We start from the raw sequence: 19,139 nt of genomic DNA, 5'->3' as shown, positions 1-19,139 counted from the left end.
GGCGTGCTGATTGCCCGCCGGCGGCGGGCGATCAGCCTAGGGAGTCTTTCTGGTCCAGCGCCTGTTTCAGGTGGTGCAGCAAACCGTGGTTGATGCGGAACTCCACGCTGTCGGACGCGCCGAAAGGATGGCTGGCCAGGCAGTGACGGGCCAGTTCCGCGGCGCGCAGGTCCTTGCTGATCAAGCGTATGTCGTGCTCGAACGCCAGAGTCTCGGGCAAGGGGTCCGACACCCATTCGTAATCGATGAACCAGCGAAACAGCAGGTTGTAGGTGATGTGCTGGATGATTCTGTCTTCGGATTCGAAGGAGTACAGAATGTGCAGGAACCAGCACTTGAACAGCTGGCCGGGCGTCAGCGAGGACTTGCATCTGGCGGCCGCGTCCTGATGCAGCGGCCAATGCGTGTAGAGCGCGGCATCCACGGTCTCCTTCATTGCCTTGAGCGGGTGGCTGGCGGGCAGATAGCCATTGATCTGGTCCAGCGAATACCAGATGGGATGGCCGATGACCCAGACGTAGGGCATATTGTGCCGGTCCACGGCAAGCGGCACCCCTTGAGCCACTTCGCAGAATCTGGCCAGTTTGGCATCCAGTTCCGTCATGGTGGTGCGGGCGTAAGGCAAGATCCTGCGCGTCATGTGTTTCCCCTTGATGCAACAGCAAAGCACATGTGCCGGGGCCTGCCCCGGCAACGATAAACTATTGTTCCCTTGATGGGTTCTTCCCCAAACCCCCGGGAGTCCTGAAGAAAATATGCCGTCTGCACGTTGCGCATTGTTGTGGCGGTTGTCGTTCACCTGCCTGTGATTAAAGCGGGCTTTGGGAATTCTAGTTTTTGTGAATGACAGAATTGTTAATGTCATTCTCTTTTAATCCCGATTTAATGTTTCTTTTTAATTGTTTTATTTTCATAAGTGAAAATAAAATATTCAAGAGTCGATTTTATCGAGCGATATTTTATTGTCTGTGCTCGATAAGACCCGCGTCCCCGGCGGGTCTCGTAGCCGGAAACGGCACGGAAATCCGCCGGCCTTGATACGTGAAAACCGCATGATCCGTTTTCACGGATTGAAGCGCCAGCCCGGGCGGGCGTTCCTGCCCGAGCTTGAAACTTTGTGCTTGCTGGCCATTCAGCGACACCAGCACGACCCGTTGATTGTCGTTTTCTATCAAACCCTTGAATTCCAGGTCCAGGCGTACCGGGCCTTTCCGGAACCATTGGCCAACGGCGTCTCCAGCGGCGCTTGCCGCGGTGTCCGGTTCGACGGAAACCGTTTCAGAAACGGCCCTGGGCGCCGGCCTGGGAACCAAGGCCCAGTAAGCCAAACCTAGAGTCATGATGATTCCTGCCGCATGCATGGGGATGATATAGCGGTCGTTTCTTTCTTTGCTCATATCTATGCCTGGGGTTTGCGTGATTTCCGTTTTTTATTCTCCTGGCCATATCTATAGCAGCGCATTGTTGACGTTTCATGTCAATGCCATATTTGGACTTTAATCTGACGTCAACAGGTTTTCATCAGGATCCGCACATGGAGATTATTTTCACGTCCAGCCGGGCCAGGGGCTTTTCCTTGGTGGAAGTGATGGTCGTGCTGGTCATCGTGGGCATTGCGACGGCGGCCGTCATGGTCAGCGCCGCCCCGGACCCCGGCCGCGAGCTGCGCCGCGACGCCCGTGAACTGATCCAGCGTTTCAGCGTCGCGCAAGCCGAGGCGCGCCGGGACGGGCGCATCATCTATTGGCAGCCGCAGGCCCGAAAAGAAGGCTTTACACGCCGACGCTGGCGCGATCCGGACAGGGGGGGCTGGCCCGTCCTGGAACCCGGAATCGCCCGCGAGCCATTTCCCGCCGACAGCCTGCTTGGCGAACGCTCCTGGCATAGCGGGCATCCGGTCGTGCAGGGCGAGCTGCCGCTGCGCTTCACGGCCGAACCGCTGGGGCAGACGTGGGAGATCGAGCTCAGCAGCCAAGGAAGCCGCGTGGCGGTTCGCCGGGACGCCGACGGCCAGTTTCGGGTGGTGCCGTGAACCTGTCTGTGGTTGGAGCCGGCCGGCCCGCCCTGGACAAAGGCTTTTCCCTGGTGGAGGTCCTGGTCGCATTGGTGATCGTCAGCGTGGCGCTGGCGGCATTCGCCAGGACGGGGCTGCATTCCACGGACAATGTCGAGCACCTGGAGCAGAAGAGCCTGGCCATGTTGTCGGCGCGGAACGCGCTGGCGCAGTGGCAGGCGGGCGTCCACCCCTTGAAGCCGGGAGCGGACAGCCAGCCTTGTCCGCAGGCGGGCTGGCGGTTCGTATGCCACAGCCAGTTGAGGCCGGTAGCGCCTGGGCTGTTGCTCCTGACCATTCATGTCGATGCGCAGCAGCCCGAACGGCGCCGTCTGGTCACGCTTCAGACGCAGCTCGCCAGGGAGGCATCGCCATGAACCTTGCCGCAGGGCAGCGGGGCTTGACCCTGATCGAAGTGCTGGTGGCCCTGGTCGTCATGGCCGTTCTCAGCCTGATGACCTGGGGCTCGCTGGACAGCCTGCAGCGTACGCAGGGCGATCTGGAGGAGCGCAGCATGCGCATCCAGGCCGTGCTGGCCGTGCTGGAGCAGTTCGAGCGGGATGTGCAATGGCGGGCTGGAACCGAGTTTTCCGAACAGGGCTGGCTGTTTCCCCCGGTCGCCACCGAGGCCGGCGGAGCGGCGCAGACGCCTGCGCCCTTGTTCCTGCCTCCCAGCGTCCTCTTGCAGCGCAGAGGGGAGGACGGGTGGGTGCTGGAGATGGTGCGCGCAGTGGACGGCCGGCCAGGCTATTGGCAGCGCGTGCAGTGGTGGCGGGGCAGCGACGGCCTGTACCGGATCGCCGGCGCTGCCGGCAAACGCTATCCCTTGCCCGAGCCCAGGCTTCAGGACGCGGGGCGCGTGCTTGCGGACAGCCTGCGCTGGCGTCTGCGCGCCTGGGAACCCGGCGCGGGCTGGCAGACGCTGCCGGTCAAGGGCGGGACCATGCAGCGTCAGCCGGCCGTCGCGCTGGAACTGGAGATAGAGCTGGATACGCGCGGCCAGGAACGGGAGAAGGTAAGCAGCGTCGTCAGTTTGCGCTAGAGGCCGGGCTTGGACTTATCAAGTCGCCTTATGCGGGGCAGGCGACGGTAGGAATACTTCGTCCACGGTAGGCGCGTCCAGCAATAGCAGACTCCAAGTGGTCAATTGGCGTGAAGTGGCTTTGGCGATCTGCTGCTTGTACCGGTTGGGCAGCCTGCCGAACTTGCGCCGTAGCTGGCGGATCAGGGTGCTTTGCTGGGCTTGCAGGCCGCGTTGCAGCCCTTGGGAGAGTCCTTGGGAAAGCCCTTGGGATAAGCCCTGGGCCAGGCCTTTTTGAATGCCTTGGGCTTCCCATTGGTGCAGCCAGGAGTCGGAGTTGTCTTCAAGCATGGCGCGTATGTCCTTCAAGTGCAGGTGGCGGGGAAAATCCAGATCGGGCAGGCAGCGCGGCAGGATGGCCTGGTTGATCCAGGCGGCCAGGTCGCGCAGCAGGTTCGGGTCGGGGCAGGCGTCCAGGACAGTCTGCATCAGCTCGCTCAAGTGCGCCAGCCCTTGGTTGTGCTGAATCCGGCAGATCAGGCCGAACAGGCTGCCTGCTTGCAATGAATGGTTAAGAGATTGTTTTTTAAGGTCAATAAGCCAATAAGCTTGCTGAGGAATGTGGTCGATGGGCCACGGTGACGCGAGCGCTGGGAAGAGGTCTTGGCTGCGGGTGGAGGCGGTCCAGGCCTGTTTGCCGCTGTATAGCACCAGCATGACGGGTATGGGCAGCGGTGTCCTGGGCCTATGCTGTTGGGCAAAAGACTCCAATTGCAGATGCTTGTAGGTGCCGACGCGTAATGCCATGAGGTAATCGGGTTGGGACTGGTGTTCGATTCCGATCAGCAAAATGGGATCATCGTTGTCACGGGGCGGGACGCTCCAGGCCAGATCCCCCTGGCGGACTTGCATGGCCGGGCCTACATAGGCCGGGGACAGAGGAAGCGCTCCGTCCAGGTCCAAGCGTTTACACACATCGGGCGAGAATACGGTACATAACAGATCCTGCAGTAGATTGCGGTGATTGAACAGTCGCCGATAGCTGGCATCGAGCAGAGTCATGGCGGTGAACGTGCAGATAGTGGATACCGCCTCAGCATGACGTATTGTTTCTGATCCGGCTTATGCCGGACAGGGTATTTGTCCATCGCAAAACTACGGATAGCCATGTATAAAAAACCGCCAATTTGAACTGACCCTCAAAAGTTGGACGGTCAGAGCCTAAAGCCCGAAGGCCTGTGAACTGCTGTCAAAAACCGGAGTAGTTCAAATAGGCGGTTTTCCTGAGGCCCTTGAGGCTGAAGCGTGGCTCCGGCAGTAGAGTCAGACCTTCTTCACGAATTCGGTTTTCAAGCTCATGGCGCCGAAACCGTCGATCTTGCAATCGATGTCATGGTCGCTGTCGACCAGGCGGATGTTCTTCACCTTGGTGCCCATCTTGACCACGCCGCCCGAGCCTTTCAGTTTCAAGTCCTTGATGACCGTGACGGTGTCGCCATCCTGCAGCACATTGCCGGCCGCATCCCGATACACGCGGCCTTGGGGTTCGGACGCCTGCGACTCCTGTGCGGACCATTCATGCCCGCATTCCGGGCACACATACAGAATTCCGTCTTCGTAAGTGAAAGCGGATTGGCATTGCGGGCAGGCGGGTAAAGCAGTAGTCATGAGTTTTCGGCAAGAAGAGTAAAAAGGCCGGCCAGTATAGCCCTTATTGATAAAAGGGTTATTTGGATGAGGCCGGCCATCAGGCTCATTTCCTGAGACGCATGCTCCGAACGAATTCAATGCCGGGGGGCGCCCCTTCCTTTGGGCGAAGGCGATTGAAAGACCTCGTCCAGCGTAGCGGCATCCAGCAGCTTCAGGCTCCAAGCCGTCAATTGGCGAGTGTTGGCCTGGACGATCTGTTGCTTGCGCATGTTGGGCAGCCTGCCGAACTTGCGCCGTAGCTGGCGGATCAGGGTGCTTTGCTGGGCTTGCAGGCCGCGTTGCAGCCCTTGGGATAAGCCCTGGGCCAGGCCTTTTTGAATGCCTTGGGCTTCCCATTGGTGCAGCCAGGAGTCGGAGTTGTCCTCAAGCATGACGCGTATGTCCTTCAAGTGCAGGTGGCGGGGAAAATCCAGATCGGGCAGGCAGCGCGGCAGGACGGCCTGGTTGACCCAGGCGGCCAGGTCGCGCAGCAGGCTCGGATCGGGGCGGGCGTCCAGGACAGTCTGCATCAGCTCGCTCAAGTGCGCCAGCCCTTGGTTGTGCTGAATCCGGCAGATCAGGCCGAACAGGCTGTTTGCTTGCAAGGAATGGTTAAGGGATTGTTTTTTAAGGTCAATAAGCCAATAGACTTGCTGCGGAATGTGGTCAATAGGCCACGGCGCAGCATAATTTGAAAACAGGTCGCGGCTTTGCAGAGGGGCGCTCCAGGCTTGCTTGCCGCTGTACAGCACCAAGGTCAAGGGCAGGGGCAAGGGATCTGTAGCGCCGGCCCGCTATCCATGCAAAGGGCGCAGCGCAAGCTCCGGCGCATTTGCGACCACTTTAAGCAAAGCCGCCGCAGGGCCTGTGGGAGTGCGGCGCCGCTGTTCCCAATTTTGCAGCGTCCGAACGCTCACCTGAAGGGCTGCGGCAAATTCAGCCTGGGACAGATTTGTTTGTTCCCGTACGCGCTTCACATCCAAAGAGTCCAGGGCAAATACTCGAGCAGGGTCCTGTTCGCCTTTGCGAATGGCTTTCGCTTCTTTGAGGCTGGCTTTCAACTCGGCAAATAACTGATCATTCATTTCACAATTCCTTGATAAGCGCCCGCAGTTGAGTCAGTTGACCGGCGGTCAGATTTTCTTGTTCGTTCTTGGGATAGGCCAGCAGCATCAGAATCTGATCATCGCTGCTCACCCAGTAATAGATCACTCGCAATCCTCCGCTTTTACCAGTGCCGGCCCGGGGGAATCGCACTTTCCGTATCCCTGCGCCACCAGGAATTACATCACCTTTAGCAGGATTTTCGAGCAAAGCGTGTTGAAGGCGCCGGTATTCATCATCAGACAGTAGAGCCGTGATCTGACGAGTAAAGATTGAGGTTTCGAGAAAAACCATGTTTACCTTTATACGCCATTGGCGTATGAATTGCAATATGAAAGCCAGTACAGGCGGGCCTCCGCGAATAGACCACAACAGCATGACTCAGTGCGGGGCCTGGTTCCATGTTGCAGTCAGGGATTGATCCTGCGTAGAACTACCTGATAGCCATAAAAAAACAGCCCGTCTGGCGGCGGGCTGTGGAGGGTCTGGGACACGGGTTCGGCGCCCGTGGAGTTGCTTGGGATTATGAGCCTCCGAAGCCCAGAATCTGCACCGTCACGATGGACGGCTGGTTCTGCTGGCGCGCGGCCTGGTTGCGCTGGACCACGTCCTGCGCGGCGGCCGTGGCGCTGGAGGCGGCGGCGCTGGCGCTGGTCAGGGCGCCGGTGTTCACCGCGGCCACCACGGGGATGCCCTTGGATTCGCCCTGGGTCTTGATGTTCTCCGAGTTGATGACCTGCAGCGCGGCCACGTTGACGTTGCCCGACACCCGGATGCCGGCTTCGCCCGCGTCGATCACGCCTTCGGGGGCGATCAGGTCCACGTCGCCGGCAGGAACTTCAGGGATGGGCGCCAGGGTGGCGATGCCGGCTCCGGTGCTGGGCACGTCCGGCGAAATCCGCACATTGCCCACGCTGTCGTAGACGCGCAGCGGCGGGGTGTAGACCACCGTGGTCTTGGAGCCGCGCCCGGCGTTGATGTCGCCGCGGTTGGCCCAGGCCAGGATGTCGCCGCCGAAGGACGTCATGACCCGGCTCTGGCCCAGCAGGATGCTGTCACGCGAATACAACTGGATATTGCCCTGGCCGCGGGTAATGACGCCGGCCGTGGACGGCGGCTGCGGGCCTTCCACGCCGAAGGTCAGCCCGCCGCCGGGCGCCAGCATCTGGATGTCGCCGCCCTGGTTGGTGTGCACGCCCGCGCCGCCGAACAGCAGCACGCTGCCGTCGTACACGATGGGCTGCTGTGTCATGGCCAGTTCGGGGAACAGGGCCTGGATGACGCGCCGGCCGCGCAGGTAACTGCCTGAACGCGGACCGCCTTCGTCGTTGTACTCGCGCCCGCCTTCGCGCAGTTCCGCAAAGTAAATGTCGCGGGCGAAGATGCGCTGCTGGGCGGCGGGCAGGGCCTGGAAGTAGGCCAGGGCGGACGGCACGGCATCGTCGCCGCTGAAGGTCACGCCGTAGCGTTCCCGCAGCCAATCCATCAGCTCGCCTTCATAGCTGTGCACCACGCGGCCGGGCTGGCCGGCCAGAGACTGGGACGCATCCGCGCGCAAGGCGGGGTTCAGGTACTGCTGCAGCAGGCCCGCATACATGCTGTTGTTCATGCCCGCCTGCAACACGATGCCGGCGCCCGGACGGGTATCGCCCGCCACCACCGGCCCCAGGCTGACGATGCCGGCCTTGTCTTCCTGGATGATGTTGCGCCCGGCGGTAATTTACACCGTGCCCGGCCCGGCCACGTTCAGGTTCAGGTAGCGGATATCGCGCCCGGCGATGATGGTGGAGACGTCGTTGGGGTGGGTGTGCTGGATGAGGCTCCCCGTCGGTGAAGAGCCATATATGACAGGGAGATATCTAGGTTCTTCGTCCTTTCTTTGTCCAGTCCAGATAATGTCCTGCCCTGCTCGGATTTGAGCGGCGCCGCTGCTCCAATACCAGGCTGCAGTGCCCATGTAGTCTCCTAGGACGTGCTTGATTTGAGCGCCCAGCCAAAGACCGACGATGTCCCCATCGCGGCTATAGACCCGGGTAGAGGTCGAAGGATGGGGACGGTAATTGACCTCGTTCCGTATGGTGTTGAGTGACCATGCATGCAGTGCATCGCCGGTGAAGAAAGAGGTTTCCTCTGGCGTATTACGCCCAATGGGATTTCCAGCACTGTGGACACGATAGCTGGGACGCAGGAAGGTCGAAACGCTCTGGCTGTCCGCGCCCGAGGAGGCGATGATCTGTCCGCCGCCAAAGTAGGATCCACCGGCCAATATGGTCAATTGGCGTGGGCCTAAGGGCGCCAGCAGCAAGGGAGCCTCCAGAGGCGAGGTGAACCGGGTCATGGACGTGCCCTGGTAAATATTGCCTTCCGTCGCGATCAGAGAAACCGAGCCTGGCAAGGTAAAGGCGCCATCGCTTGGCCGATGGGGGCTCAGCGCATGGCTTCCGTCGGGGTTCAGTTCTTCTGAAATGCGCGTGTCGCCGGTCAAATGGGATCCGGCTGACCAGGCGCGCGCAGCGGTATGATCCGTCCACAAGCTGAACCAGGCCTGCCCCTGGCCGCGAGAGTCAGCCCTAGAGTAAGGCGCCGATGGCCTGGTAGCGTCCGCAACGGCGGACAAGACCAGATTGCGCTGGCTTTGAAGATCCGCCGCAGCGTCTCCCAAAGTCAGTACAAGACCGCCTACCGATTGGGTTTTGGAGGATTGATAGGGGTTGTGAGGCCGGCTGTCCCGGCTATCTCTTTGATTGCTTTCATAATATTGCTTCATCAGTCCAATCTGCCCGGCGGAAAGTTGGATCTGGCCGCGTAAATTAACGATGCCGCCGAGCAAGGCATGGGCGTTGAAGGGCAGCGAGGATCGTTTCTGCAGGGCGTCGAGTTCGGGGTTCCATCCGCCGGACAGGCGCAAGCGCAAATCGCCTCCTCCTTGAATCAGGACGCGGCCATCTGGCAGGGCGCGGCCATTGCTGGCGATGGCAATGGTCAAGCCCTCGCTGCGAGGCTCACTTTGCGCGCGTATGCTTGTTATGCCCGTTCGGCCGCCGACCTGAACAAGCGCATTGCCCCCGCCCAGCGTGCCCAAACCGCTGAACCCCACTTGGCGCGGCCATCGCTTGAGAGTTGCCGGCACATCGTGATTGACGACATAGTCGCCAAAATGAAGGGCCCATGCGGTGGGGATGCGGGAGGTATCCGCGCCGTCGTTGCCTTGCGTCCACAGCCAGTTATGGACGTCCGTGCTATTGATGGGCGTGCCCGAGGCAGGAGGAGTGGCCGCCCAGGCATCGCCGGCAAGATCGCCTTGGATTCGCAGCGATAGATTGCCGCCAAAGTCCGGGTACCAATTCTGACTGATCCTGTTGTTTCCGCTGACCAGATTTTCATAGTCGCCGGCTGTGTTGCCCAGCACCTTGCCGCCCTCGGTAATGGCGCGATCGGCGTCATAGTGCTTGTCCATTCCGTTTCCGAGCAGAACCGGCGTACCTGCCGTGTAGATGCCATAAGGGCTGCGCATGGAAAGGTCATGACGGACAGCCAGTTCCAGGTCTGCCGTACCGGTGCGCAATACGCTCAGGTTAGGCTGGCGAGCGTGGACGCCGGCCAATTCTTTTTTACCTGTATCAACGTATGTGCACAGAGTTGGGTCGATTTCGCAATATTCCAGGGATTCTTCGGGCACAGCTTCTCCGGCCGGTTCGCCCATCCAGTTGCCTTCCGCCCAGACGTACTGGGGCGGGGGGGCTTGAAGGACACACAGGCTTGGGTCCATTTCGCAATATTCCAGGGATTCTGCAGGCACAGCTTGTCCGGCCGGTTCGCCCATCCAGTTGTCGGGCGCCCATACCCAGACTCCAGCCGCCTTGTATTCCTTTTCCATGCCGTAATGCGTGTCGCCCAATACCAGGCTGCCGTGGGTGGCGTCGCCGCGCAGGCTGCGCGGGTCGGCGGCGGCGGTGTCTGCGCCGGCCACCAGCCGTATGTTCCAGGATTGCGAGCCGCTGGGCAGCATGGGCGCCAGCGCCCAGTTGTAGGCCTGGCGGTCGCCGTCCAGCGGGCGCAGAGGCACGCGGAACAGGCCGTCGGCCAACTTGATATCCGTGTCCGCCGGCAGCAATGCTCCGACCGGCAGGCTGATCTGGCCGGCCTGATTCATGGCCACGGGCAGGGTGACGCCCTTGGGCCAGGTGATGTTCTGCACAGTAAGGCTGGCAGGCAGGTGCAGGCCGGCGCCCAGCTTGGCGCCTTGCTGCAAGGCCAGACCGCCTTCGGGCACGGGGGCGCCGGCGGGCAGCAACAGGCTGCCGTCCGGCGCATGCACGTCGGCGCGGAACACGCTGCCGGCGGGCAGGGTGTAGGCCGCATCCAGGGTCACGTCGACGGGCAGGCGCGTACCGGCGGGCAGCGTCACATTGCCGGCGGGCAGATCGAAGTTCAGCGCCCGTCCGGCCGGGTATTGCGTGCCGGCCTCCAGCTTGACGCCGGCAATGGGCACGATCACATCGCCGCCGAAGGGCTGCTTGCCGGGCACCAATACCCAGCCGTCGTCATCGGGCGTGGCGGGCGGCGGCGCAAAGCCGTCGTTGATGCTGCCGTAAATGGCCAGATCGCCGCCGGCCCGGATGGCCAGGGCGCCTGCTTCCCCCGAACCGTAGATGGCGGTCAGGGGGCTATGCGGGTTCAGGCTGTTGTAGCGGTATTTGGACAAGTCCAGGTCGCCTTGTACGACCAGGTCGCCATCGGGCGTGGCGCTCAGGATTTCCACCGCGGGACGCAGGTGAAAGGCGTCGCGGTAGGCGGTCAGGCCGGCCAACTGGTTCTGGATCAGGCCGGTATTGGCCAGGGCATGGTCGATGAAGCGCGTGCTTTCCGCGTGCCTGTCATCCAGCCAGCCTTGGGTGATGACCTGGTACGGACGGCCGCTGGCGGCGGCGTCGGTGCCCGCAGGTGCATCGAAATACTGTTGCACGGCATGCAGCACGATCTGGCGCGCACCGGCAATGTCCAGCCCGGCATCGGCCTGCACGGCCATGCGGCCGGAGTCCACCGCATCCAGGCGCGGCGCGTACAACCACAGGCTGCCGCGCGCTTCAGGGTCGCGTTCGGGCGTATCGGTGCCGTGGCGCAAGTCAATGCGTGCGCCACGGTTCAAGGTCAACTTGCCCTGACCGCTGTTCAGTTCCACCACGGCCCGGTTGGGGCTGTGAATGACCTGGCCATAGCTGTCCACGCGCAGCAGGCGGCCATGGGCATCCAGTACGGCGCGGCCAGTCAGCGTCAAGCCGTGTTTGGCATTCAGGCGGATTTGGCCTACCTGTGCGCCGCTGGCGTCCAGCAGGCTGTCTACCGTCAGATGCCCCTTATCCAGGGCGATGCCGATCTGGCCGGCGCGCATGGCGTCGGCAATGTGCAGATCGCCTTCGCCGAACTGGAACTGGCGCGCGCCCCAGACTTCACCCTGGTCCAGGCGCTGGTTCAGCAGTACGAATTGTTCGGACAGCGTACCCGTCAGCCCCAAGTGTTTGGCCAGCAGTTCCAGTTGGGCGGGGCGGTAGGGCACCCAGGTGCCGCCCGCGTCATACTGGCCGGAAGCCCCGCCCAGTACACGTCCTTCCAGCGCCACGCGGCCTTCCGGCGCTTGCACCGTCAGGTAGCCGGCGTGATTGTTGACGGCGGACACGTCGATCAGGGACTGGGCGTCCAGGATCACATCACCATGCCGGGAGGCCAGGGTCACGTCGCCGCCCCAGCTGTACTGGGTGGCTTCGTCGTCGTCAAAGAAGGTCGTGGTCTTGCCCGCCAGGTTCAGGCTGGCTTGCGGCCCCAGGATCAGATCCTGTTGCGCATGGGCCTGGAACTGGCCGCTGGGCAGCACGACCTGCGTGTCCACTTCGATCTCCTGGGCGGCCAGGCGGATTTCCGAACCCATGCCGGCCAGGGATGGATCGGCGGTGGCGCCGGGCAGGCCCTGCACGCGCAGGGCGCCCCCCGCCGTGATGTGCGAGGCCGAGCCGGAGCGGCCGGTCAGCAAGGGCGTCCGGATGAGCAGATGGCCGCCGTCGTACACAGAGCCGTTCTGGTCTTCGCCGGTCCAGCGCCGGTAGACCTTCAGGCTGCCTTCGTGGCTGGCGGTAAAGGCGCGGCGGGCGGTCACGTCCACCGTATCGAAGCCCAGCGTCAGGCGCTCGGGCCGGTCGGTATTGTTGGGCCGGCTGAACGGGTCATAGCCCAGGATGAATTGCTCGGCATCGATGCGCAGTGTGCCCTGGCCGTGCCCGGCGCCGCCCAGCACGGGGGCGGGCGCGGCTTGCATCAGGCCGGTCCAGTACAGGTCGCCCGTGCGCAGATAGGCCTGTTCGCCCGCCTGGCCGGCGCCGTAGATGGCGGGCGTGCGCAGCACCAGGCGTTCCATGCGGCTGAGGCCCGTGGCCGGGTCCGTGGTGTCCAGGGCCACATTGCCCCAGAAGTTCAGGGACTGGCCGGCGGTCAGGCTGAGCTGCTCCAGCGCCGGCGCGCCCCAGGACGTGTCGCCTTGCAGCAGACGGTCCAGAATGCCCTGGTTCAGCGTCAGGCCCGCGGGCAGCATGCCCTGGGCGCGGGCGGCGTCCAGAGCGTGCTCGCTGCCCACGTTTATGTTGCTGGTGGCCAGGCTCAGGTGGCGGGCGCCGTAGCGGACTTGTTCACCCAGCTCCAGGGAGCCGTTGGTGCCGATGGTCAGGCTTGCTTCGGAATAAAGCCGGGCGGCGCCGTCGCAAGACGCCGTGGTGCAGATACCGATCTGGATAGAACCGACAGTAGACGTATTGACGTTTTGAGCCAAATGCTGATTATTGGACAGCAACACGAAGTTGTGTCCCTGGGTGTAATAGCCTTGCTCCAGTCCCAGCGGGGCGGAGCCTTGGCCCAGGGTGCTGAGCACCGCACCGGGTTCCAGCGTCATGGCCGTGGCGGCCAGCACGATTTCAGGGGCGGTCAGGTAAGTGCCCGAATGAATGGTCAAGCCTTCTGTAATACCGCCAGGCGTATAGAATATCAAACGGTTTTCCGAGATCCTGGATTCCTGGCCTAAGGCCAGGCGTCCGGCTTGCAACCGGTTCAGGCTGGCGGCATCGACCCGGGCGGCATCCGCCGGCAGGCCTGGCTGGTCCAGGCTGGACACGACGTGCAGATGACCCGATGAGCTCTTGATGGCGGCCGTGCCGGTGTATCCCCGGGGAGCCGCCCCGAACTTCGCTTCTCCCTTGAAGCTGAAGGAGCGAGCGGGGCTTGGCTTGATCACAGAACCGCCCTCGGCGCTCAGGTCCACAATCAACTGCTTGCCATCTTCCGGCGTCGGCAAGCGCGGGTTGCCGCTGCGCGCCGCGTGTTGCCGCGCGAAGTCGCTGAAGCTGGTCTCGTTGTATTGGCTGTAACGGCGCACCGTGTCGGCGCTGCTGATGATCATGGGCTGCATCAAGCCGGCCTGGGGCGCTGCCTGATGGCTGTGGACTGCGCCCTGCACGGCCCAGGAACCGTTGCGCAGCAGTCCCGGAGCGGTGTAGCCAGGCGCCTGGGCCTGGGCTCCGTTCAGTTCCACCCGGAACGCGCCGGGCAGCAGCGCATAGCTGGACGGCAACAGCGTATAGGTGCCGGCGGGCAGTCCGGGCAGCCCGTGTTCCAAGGTGATTTGCTGGCCCAGGCCGGGCGCGACCGCACCTTCGCCTTTTCCGCCGGGTGCGTACGGCGCCTGATGGCCGGGCACGATGGCGTAGACGGGATTGGTTTTCAAGGAGGGCAGGGTGAAGCCGCCGCCGCGCCGATTCACTTGAATCAGCGGATACAGGCGCGCATCCACGGAGCCGCCGCGTCCGGCCACAAAGCCCGCCCCCAGCAAGTCGCCGCCGCCGCTCAAATCCAGCACCGCGCCTTCCTGCACCTTGATGTCGTGCGCCGACAGGCGCATGGACTTGGACGGGTCCAACACGAAGTTTTTGGCCAATTCGCGAATCAAGGCGCCGTGATACAGATAGTCCAGCCCATCCACGGTGCCGCCGTAGGGCAGGCGCAATCCGGCCATGCTGATGGAGGTAATGCTGCCAGGGCCGAAGTCGATGGACGAGTCTCCGGCTTCAAAGTGCAGGCCGCCCCCATTAATAACGCGTTGCGCCCTGAAAGTGATCTGGCCGCCGGGCGCCAGCACGACGCCACTCTGTTGAATGCGCGGCGCGGTGAAGGTCAGTTCGCCCAGGGAATAGGGCGCATAGGGAGTGGAACCGGGCGTGCGCAGAATGGTCAGGGATTGATTGCTTTGCAGCCCGCCGTGGGCATCCACGTCCGGATAGAGTTGGCGCGCCTGCAGTGTCAGGTTTGTATCGCCGACGATCCGGCTGAGCGGTGTGCCGGTCGCGGTCTGTTTCAGGAAGCGAATGTCGCCGCTGGACATAATGTCTGTATTGGCAAATCCGTTGTAGGTCAGATTGACGTCAGGGCCTACGGTGGGAAAAATGCCGGCCGTGCCGCCCAGGTTTACGATGTTCTGTATGTCCAGATGTTCCACTGTCGCCGTCAGGCGTGTTGTGCCTATCGGCGGCGTCATGGAGACGCTGCTGAAGGTAGGACGTTTGTGGTGATCCGCCAAGGTCAGATCACTCAGGCCGGCCAGCCTTAGGTACTGGGCTGACAATTCGATGTGTGAATCTTGCGGCGCTTCGGCGCTCAGCCCCAGAATGCCGGATACCAGATGCAGTTGGCCGTTGACGGCCAAGCGGGTGTTGTCCGTAAAGCCCAGCAGCCCGCCGCTGTAGAGCAGCAAGTCATCGAAGCCGCCGGCGTCGATCTGATCCAGGCCCAGGCTGGCCCGGCCGTAGCGCAAGGTTGCATCGGGCGTATAGGCGGCTTGTTGGTTCAGTACCAGCAGTTCCCTGGGCGCCAGCACGTCCTTGTGGATATTGGCCGCTTCGTAGTTGGGCGCGTCCAGCAATACGTTCAAGCGACCGCCCTGGGCGGCGGCATTGCCCGCCTTGGCCGTCATGGAACCGTGCAGGCTCAAGCCCGCGGACGAACCCAGCGTAATGGAGCCGCCATGACTGGCCAGGGCATAGGCGCCGCGCCCGTCGGGATCGATGTGGATTTCCGCGCCCGAGGCATCCAGGCGGCTGCCGGGCCGCAGCACGACAAAAGCGTCGGAGCCGGGGGCGCTGGTGGTGTCGTCCAGAAACTCTCCGCCTATGATGATGTCCCCGCCCCGGCTGACAACGCCCAGGGTGTGGCCCAGCTTGTTCTGCCCCGTCCAGGCAGCGGCGGAGGCATCCAGAACGGCGTGTTCGCCGATCAGGATGCGGCGCTGGTGGGCCTGCTTGTCGGCTTTGTTGGAGTGGATGTTTCCCGTAACTGAGAGTTCGCGCGCGCCCATAAGACGCAGGGTTCCGCCCGGCGCATGCAAAGCGCCCAGCGCCCACAAGTCGCCGGTGCTGTTCAGCCGGATGGCCTGGCCGGGATCGACCCGCAGGCTGGAGCCTTGCTCCAGGATCAGGCTGCGTGGCTCACCCGCCGCCCATTCGGACAGTGTGGATCCGGAAGTCAGGCTCAGGCTGGCGCCGGCGCGTTGCTGTACTGTCCGCCCGTCGGACGATACTTGAAACAGCGCGGGCAGTATCGTGCCGGCTTGAACCTGGGATTGGCCGTTGGCGCCGACAAAGTTCAGGTGCTGAATGGGCCGGTGAAGATCGATCTGGACGTTTCGGGGAATATAGACGCCGTTCTGTCCGCGTAGCTGGTACTGGGCGAAGCCGGTGTTGAAGGGGGCCAGGTCGATGTTGCTGGTCTTGGCCGTTTGTGCGGGACGGGCGAGCAGGGCTCCGGTCGGTAACAGTGTGCCTTTGGAGACGACGAAGTCTGCAGGAGCTACCGCACCTATAGACAGGAAGTCTTTCTTAGGGACAAGAAACCTCAAACCGTCGGGGAACACTGCGGGATCAACATAATAGTGCGAAATTTCACGTATAAGGACCCTGGTTCCTTTAGGAAGAATGAAAGAAGGGTCTGTCGGACCGTGCCAAATAGTAGTTGGGCTTCCTTCAATTCGAAGACTGACTCGACCATAGTCGGAGCCGATCAGCCAATCCGCTTGAAGAGTGACGTATTCGTCGGCTAGAACATATTTCCTCGCCGCGGGGTCATGGGAAATATATTCTCCCGGTATCGTGTGCGTCCGCTCTACTGCATACGGAACAGGAAGAACTTCCCCCGCTTTAACCTCATAGTCATTCAGCAGAATCAAGTCGCCATTGGCGCGCTCGCCAGCCTGCAGCCAGCCGTTTTCCATCTGCAGATCGCCGCCTATGGACAGGGCTGCGCGCGAATCGATGTCCAGGGTGCCGGCGCCCGTGTAGCCATAGCCGCGGATATGGCCCAGCAGTTCCAAGTGTGCCGTAGAGTGTTCAGCGCTCAGGTGGCCGGCGGCGATGCGGACGGAGCCGCCCTTGCCGCCCTGCCACTTATCGATGTCGCGCACATAGGCGCCGGCGCTGACGTCCAGCAGGCTGTCTTGACCCAGGCGTATGGAGTCCGGCGTTTCCAGCGTGATGCGGCCGCCGTCGATATAGGCTTGCTGGTCGGACTGATAGGAATTCCGGCGGGCGTCGGTCAGCAGGCCGGCGGCGCTGATGCTGACGCCATCCGCCACGCGCAGGCCGCGCTCGATGTCGGCGGGCAGGCCGCTGCCGGCGGGATTGCCGCCCAGTAAGCCGGCGGAAATGGCGCCGGATGGGGCGATGATGTCCGCATTGATGTCAATGGAAGGCGCGAACAGGGTCAGTTCCGCGCCCGGCGCCAGTTCCAGCTTCTGGTCCAGAGTAATGACGTGTTGCGCCCGCAGCTCCAGCTTGCCCAGGCTGCTGCGTTTCAGCCAATCGCCGGTCAAGGTCAGGACGGATTGGCGGTCTTCGCTGACTTGCTCGTCCAGGTCGGCCTGGATGCTTTGGTTTTTTTCTTGTACTTGGATTTGCTTGAATATAGGCAGTATGTCTTTGGACGGGAATCCGATAGATAAGCCCGCTCGCCGCGCGACAGCGGCCTGGGACTGCAGGTAGCCGTCCAGACCCGCTTGCGCGGCCTGGATCTGGCGCGGGCCTTGGTAGACTTTCCCAATCAAGTCCCCATCCAGCAGAGCATTTTGTGTCGCGACGATCAGTTTGCCCGCGTCCCGGCCTACGGTGTAGCCGGGTTCGAAGCGGGTGCGCGGGCCGATCAAGGGGTTGTGGAAGGTGCGCGTGGCCTGTTCGCCCCAGCGCGGGTGCAGGGCTTCCCAGCCTTGGTATACGCCTTGGTACAGCAAGTCGCCGGGGGCGCGGCTGGCTTCGTACAGCCGGCCGTCTTCGCCGCGCAGCCAGGTCAGGGTAATCTTGCCGGACTGCACATCCAGCGTGCCGCCGGACAGGTTCAGGCGGGATCCGGCTTCCGACACGAAGTCCTTGCCGGTGGCGGTAATCGTTCCGCCCTGGGCCAGCCATTCGCCTATGCTGTGCGGGGCGGTATTCAGGTAGCCGCTGGCTTCCAGCAGACCGCCGGCCGTGTACCAGCGGTCGGATTCGTAGCCTTGCGTGCCCTTGGGCACGAAGACCAGCAGACGGCGGTCCACCCAGATGTCTTTATTGTTCAGGTTCTTGCTGTCGCGGTTGATGGGCGCGTCGCGCTGTTCATTGCCCTGGGCGTTGATCAGCAATTGGTTGCTGTCCATGGCGACCCGCACGCCCACCTGGCCGGCCACGTCCAGTTCGGCGCCGCTGCGCAGCAGGGTTCGGTGTTCGGCGTGGGTGGTGATTTCGCCGCCGGTGGCCAGGATCAGGGAGTTGCCCTGGAAGTCCACGGTCTTGCCGCTGACGATGTCGATGCGCGACAAGGCATTGGGGCTGGGTGTCTGGCCCAGGTTATCGAAGATGGCAGTGCTGGCGCCATACCCCGTGCTGTTCATCAGGGCCTCGCGCTGGCCATCCAGCGCGGTGGGCGAATCGGCATCCACCAGAATGGCAGTCGTGCTGCCCGATTCCAGCGTGACGCGCCCGTCCGCATCGCTGCGACGGGTGGACAAGTGGATGGTGCCGCGCTGGCTGGTGGACGTGGTGCTGACCAGCACGCCGGCCTGGCGCACGTCGTGCCCGGTCAGGGTGATGTCGCCGGTGGCCGCGCTGATCAGGCCGCTGTTGGCGACCAGGCCGGCCTGGCTGTCGGCCTTGCGGTGCGCAACGACTTCGTTGCCGCGCGTGGTGGATTGGGCGTTGCCGTCTGTACCCTGGCCCTTGCGTATGTAAAAGGTGTCGCCGGCGGCCAGGGCGGTCTGCCCCTTGGGCGTGTGGATCTGGCCCGCATTGTGGACTTCCTGCCCCATCAGCAGCACATAGCCGCCGCCGTCGGTGGAACGGCCCGGCGCATGGGTCTGGATCTGCGCGCCGGCCTGGACGTCCACTTTGCCCAGGGCATCGGTAAAGGTGGGCAGGGAGCCTTGTTCATTGACGTACAGGCCGCCTTTCAGGAATTGTTCATTGGTGATGTTCGCGGCGGCCGCTACCAGATTGCGCACATTGACCTGACTGCTGCCGGAAAACACCACGCCGTTCTGGTTCACCACCATGACGGTGCCATCGCCCTTGATGGCGCCCTGGATCTGGCTGGGGGCGGCCTGCGCGCCCACGACGCGGTTCAGCACGGCGTCGCTGGCCTTTTGCTGGAATTGCACCGTGGTATTGCGGCCCACGTCGAAGCGGTTCCAGTTCAGAATGGCTTTGGATTCGGTCTGCTCAATCGCCACCGTATGATGGCCATTTTCCTGCGTATGCACCGGCGCCTTGGCGCCTTGCCAGTGGGCCTGCGCGCCCGTGGCCACTTCCAGGCCGCCCGCCGCCAGGCCTTCGGCCACGCCGCCGGCCTGCTGCTGGGCCGCCAGGCGGGCGGCGTTCTGTGCCGCTTGTTGAGCCGCGATGGCGTTGGCTACGCGGTTGACGTTGTCCAGCGAGTGCTGCAGCTTCTGGCGCGACTGCATTTGCTGGGCCGCGGTATCGGGGCCGGCCATGCCTTGCAGGGGCAGCGCCCGTTGGCGCACTTGTGTGGTGGCCTGGCCGCCGCTGGTAGCGAACCAGGCGCTTTTGACCTGGGCGTGTGCGATGGTCGGTTGCAGGCTGACGCCCAGCAAGGCCAGGGCCAGGGCTTGCGACAGGCGCGAGGGAGACAGCAGGGTAGCGGCCAGATTCTTGGAGCGGGCAGGGCGGGGCAAAGTCATGACAGTCAGCCAGGGCAGGAAAA

The 19,139-nt window shown here is 62.9% G+C and carries 12 protein-coding genes; 3 read left to right on the top strand and 9 right to left on the bottom strand.

The window, feature by feature from the left end:
• Positions 1-31: 31 nt before the first annotated feature.
• Both ACWPWO_RS12160 and ACWPWO_RS12155 read right to left on the bottom strand, forming a co-directional pair.
• Positions 32-640, bottom strand: a complete 609-nt coding sequence (locus ACWPWO_RS12160; RefSeq protein WP_454006818.1) for a transposase — start codon at positions 638-640, stop codon at positions 32-34.
• A gap of 319 nt (positions 641-959) precedes the next feature.
• On the bottom strand, positions 960-1,397 hold the full coding sequence (locus ACWPWO_RS12155; protein WP_454006817.1) for a hypothetical protein: 438 nt from the start codon (positions 1,395-1,397) through the stop codon (positions 960-962).
• Between the two features lie 137 nt (positions 1,398-1,534).
• Between ACWPWO_RS12155 and ACWPWO_RS12150 the strand changes: the two genes are divergently transcribed.
• The 3 genes from ACWPWO_RS12150 to ACWPWO_RS12140 are packed head-to-tail and all read left to right on the top strand — an operon-like array spanning position 1,535 to position 3,095.
• Positions 1,535-2,032, top strand: a complete 498-nt coding sequence (locus tag ACWPWO_RS12150; RefSeq protein ID WP_454006816.1) for a GspH/FimT family pseudopilin — start codon at positions 1,535-1,537, stop codon at positions 2,030-2,032.
• Positions 2,029-2,430 (top strand): type II secretion system minor pseudopilin GspI, encoded by a 402-nt coding sequence (gene gspI / locus ACWPWO_RS12145; protein ID WP_454006815.1) that lies wholly within the window; start codon positions 2,029-2,031, stop codon positions 2,428-2,430. Before ACWPWO_RS12150 ends, gspI begins: the two co-directional genes overlap by 4 nt.
• A complete protein-coding gene (locus ACWPWO_RS12140) occupies positions 2,427-3,095 on the top strand; it encodes a PulJ/GspJ family protein (protein WP_454006814.1) in 669 nt (222 codons plus the stop codon). The genes gspI and ACWPWO_RS12140 overlap by 4 nt, the downstream gene beginning before the upstream one ends.
• An 18-nt stretch (positions 3,096-3,113) precedes the next feature.
• Here the strand turns inward: ACWPWO_RS12140 and ACWPWO_RS12135 are convergent, their stop codons facing one another.
• The 7 genes from ACWPWO_RS12135 to ACWPWO_RS12105 all read right to left on the bottom strand — a co-directional run bounded on the left by ACWPWO_RS12135 (position 3,114) and on the right by ACWPWO_RS12105 (position 19,116).
• Positions 3,114-4,136 carry an Rpn family recombination-promoting nuclease/putative transposase gene (locus ACWPWO_RS12135; RefSeq protein WP_454006813.1) on the bottom strand — a complete coding sequence of 341 codons (1,023 nt, stop codon included), beginning with the start codon at positions 4,134-4,136 and terminating at the stop codon, positions 3,114-3,116.
• A gap of 261 nt (positions 4,137-4,397) precedes the next feature.
• A complete protein-coding gene (locus ACWPWO_RS12130; protein ID WP_454006812.1) occupies positions 4,398-4,742 on the bottom strand; it encodes a zinc ribbon domain-containing protein YjdM in 345 nt (114 codons plus the stop codon).
• Positions 4,743-4,858: 116 nt separating this feature from the next.
• Complete coding sequence (locus tag ACWPWO_RS12125) at positions 4,859-5,536, bottom strand: DUF4351 domain-containing protein (RefSeq protein ID WP_454006811.1); 678 nt, start codon at positions 5,534-5,536, stop codon at positions 4,859-4,861.
• A 21-nt stretch (positions 5,537-5,557) separates the two neighbouring features.
• Entirely contained in the window at positions 5,558-5,848 is a 291-nt protein-coding gene (gene nadS, locus ACWPWO_RS12120) for a NadS family protein (RefSeq protein ID WP_454006810.1), read from the bottom strand.
• 1 nt (position 5,849) lies between these two features.
• Positions 5,850-6,161: a type II toxin-antitoxin system RelE/ParE family toxin gene (locus ACWPWO_RS12115; RefSeq protein WP_454006809.1), complete on the bottom strand. Its 312-nt coding sequence runs from the start codon at positions 6,159-6,161 to the stop codon at positions 5,850-5,852.
• Between the two features lie 229 nt (positions 6,162-6,390).
• Positions 6,391-7,524, bottom strand: a complete 1,134-nt coding sequence (locus ACWPWO_RS12110; RefSeq protein WP_454006808.1) for a filamentous hemagglutinin family protein — start codon at positions 7,522-7,524, stop codon at positions 6,391-6,393.
• Between the two features lie 63 nt (positions 7,525-7,587).
• Positions 7,588-19,116, bottom strand: a complete 11,529-nt coding sequence (locus ACWPWO_RS12105) for a two-partner secretion domain-containing protein (RefSeq protein ID WP_454006807.1) — start codon at positions 19,114-19,116, stop codon at positions 7,588-7,590.
• Between the last annotated feature and the right edge of the window lie 23 nt (positions 19,117-19,139).

The sequence above is a fragment of the Alcaligenes sp. Marseille-Q7550 genome (assembly GCF_965112015.1).
The sequence above is the reverse complement of the archived record's forward strand: the minus strand, read 5'-3'. Positions and strand labels throughout refer to the sequence as shown.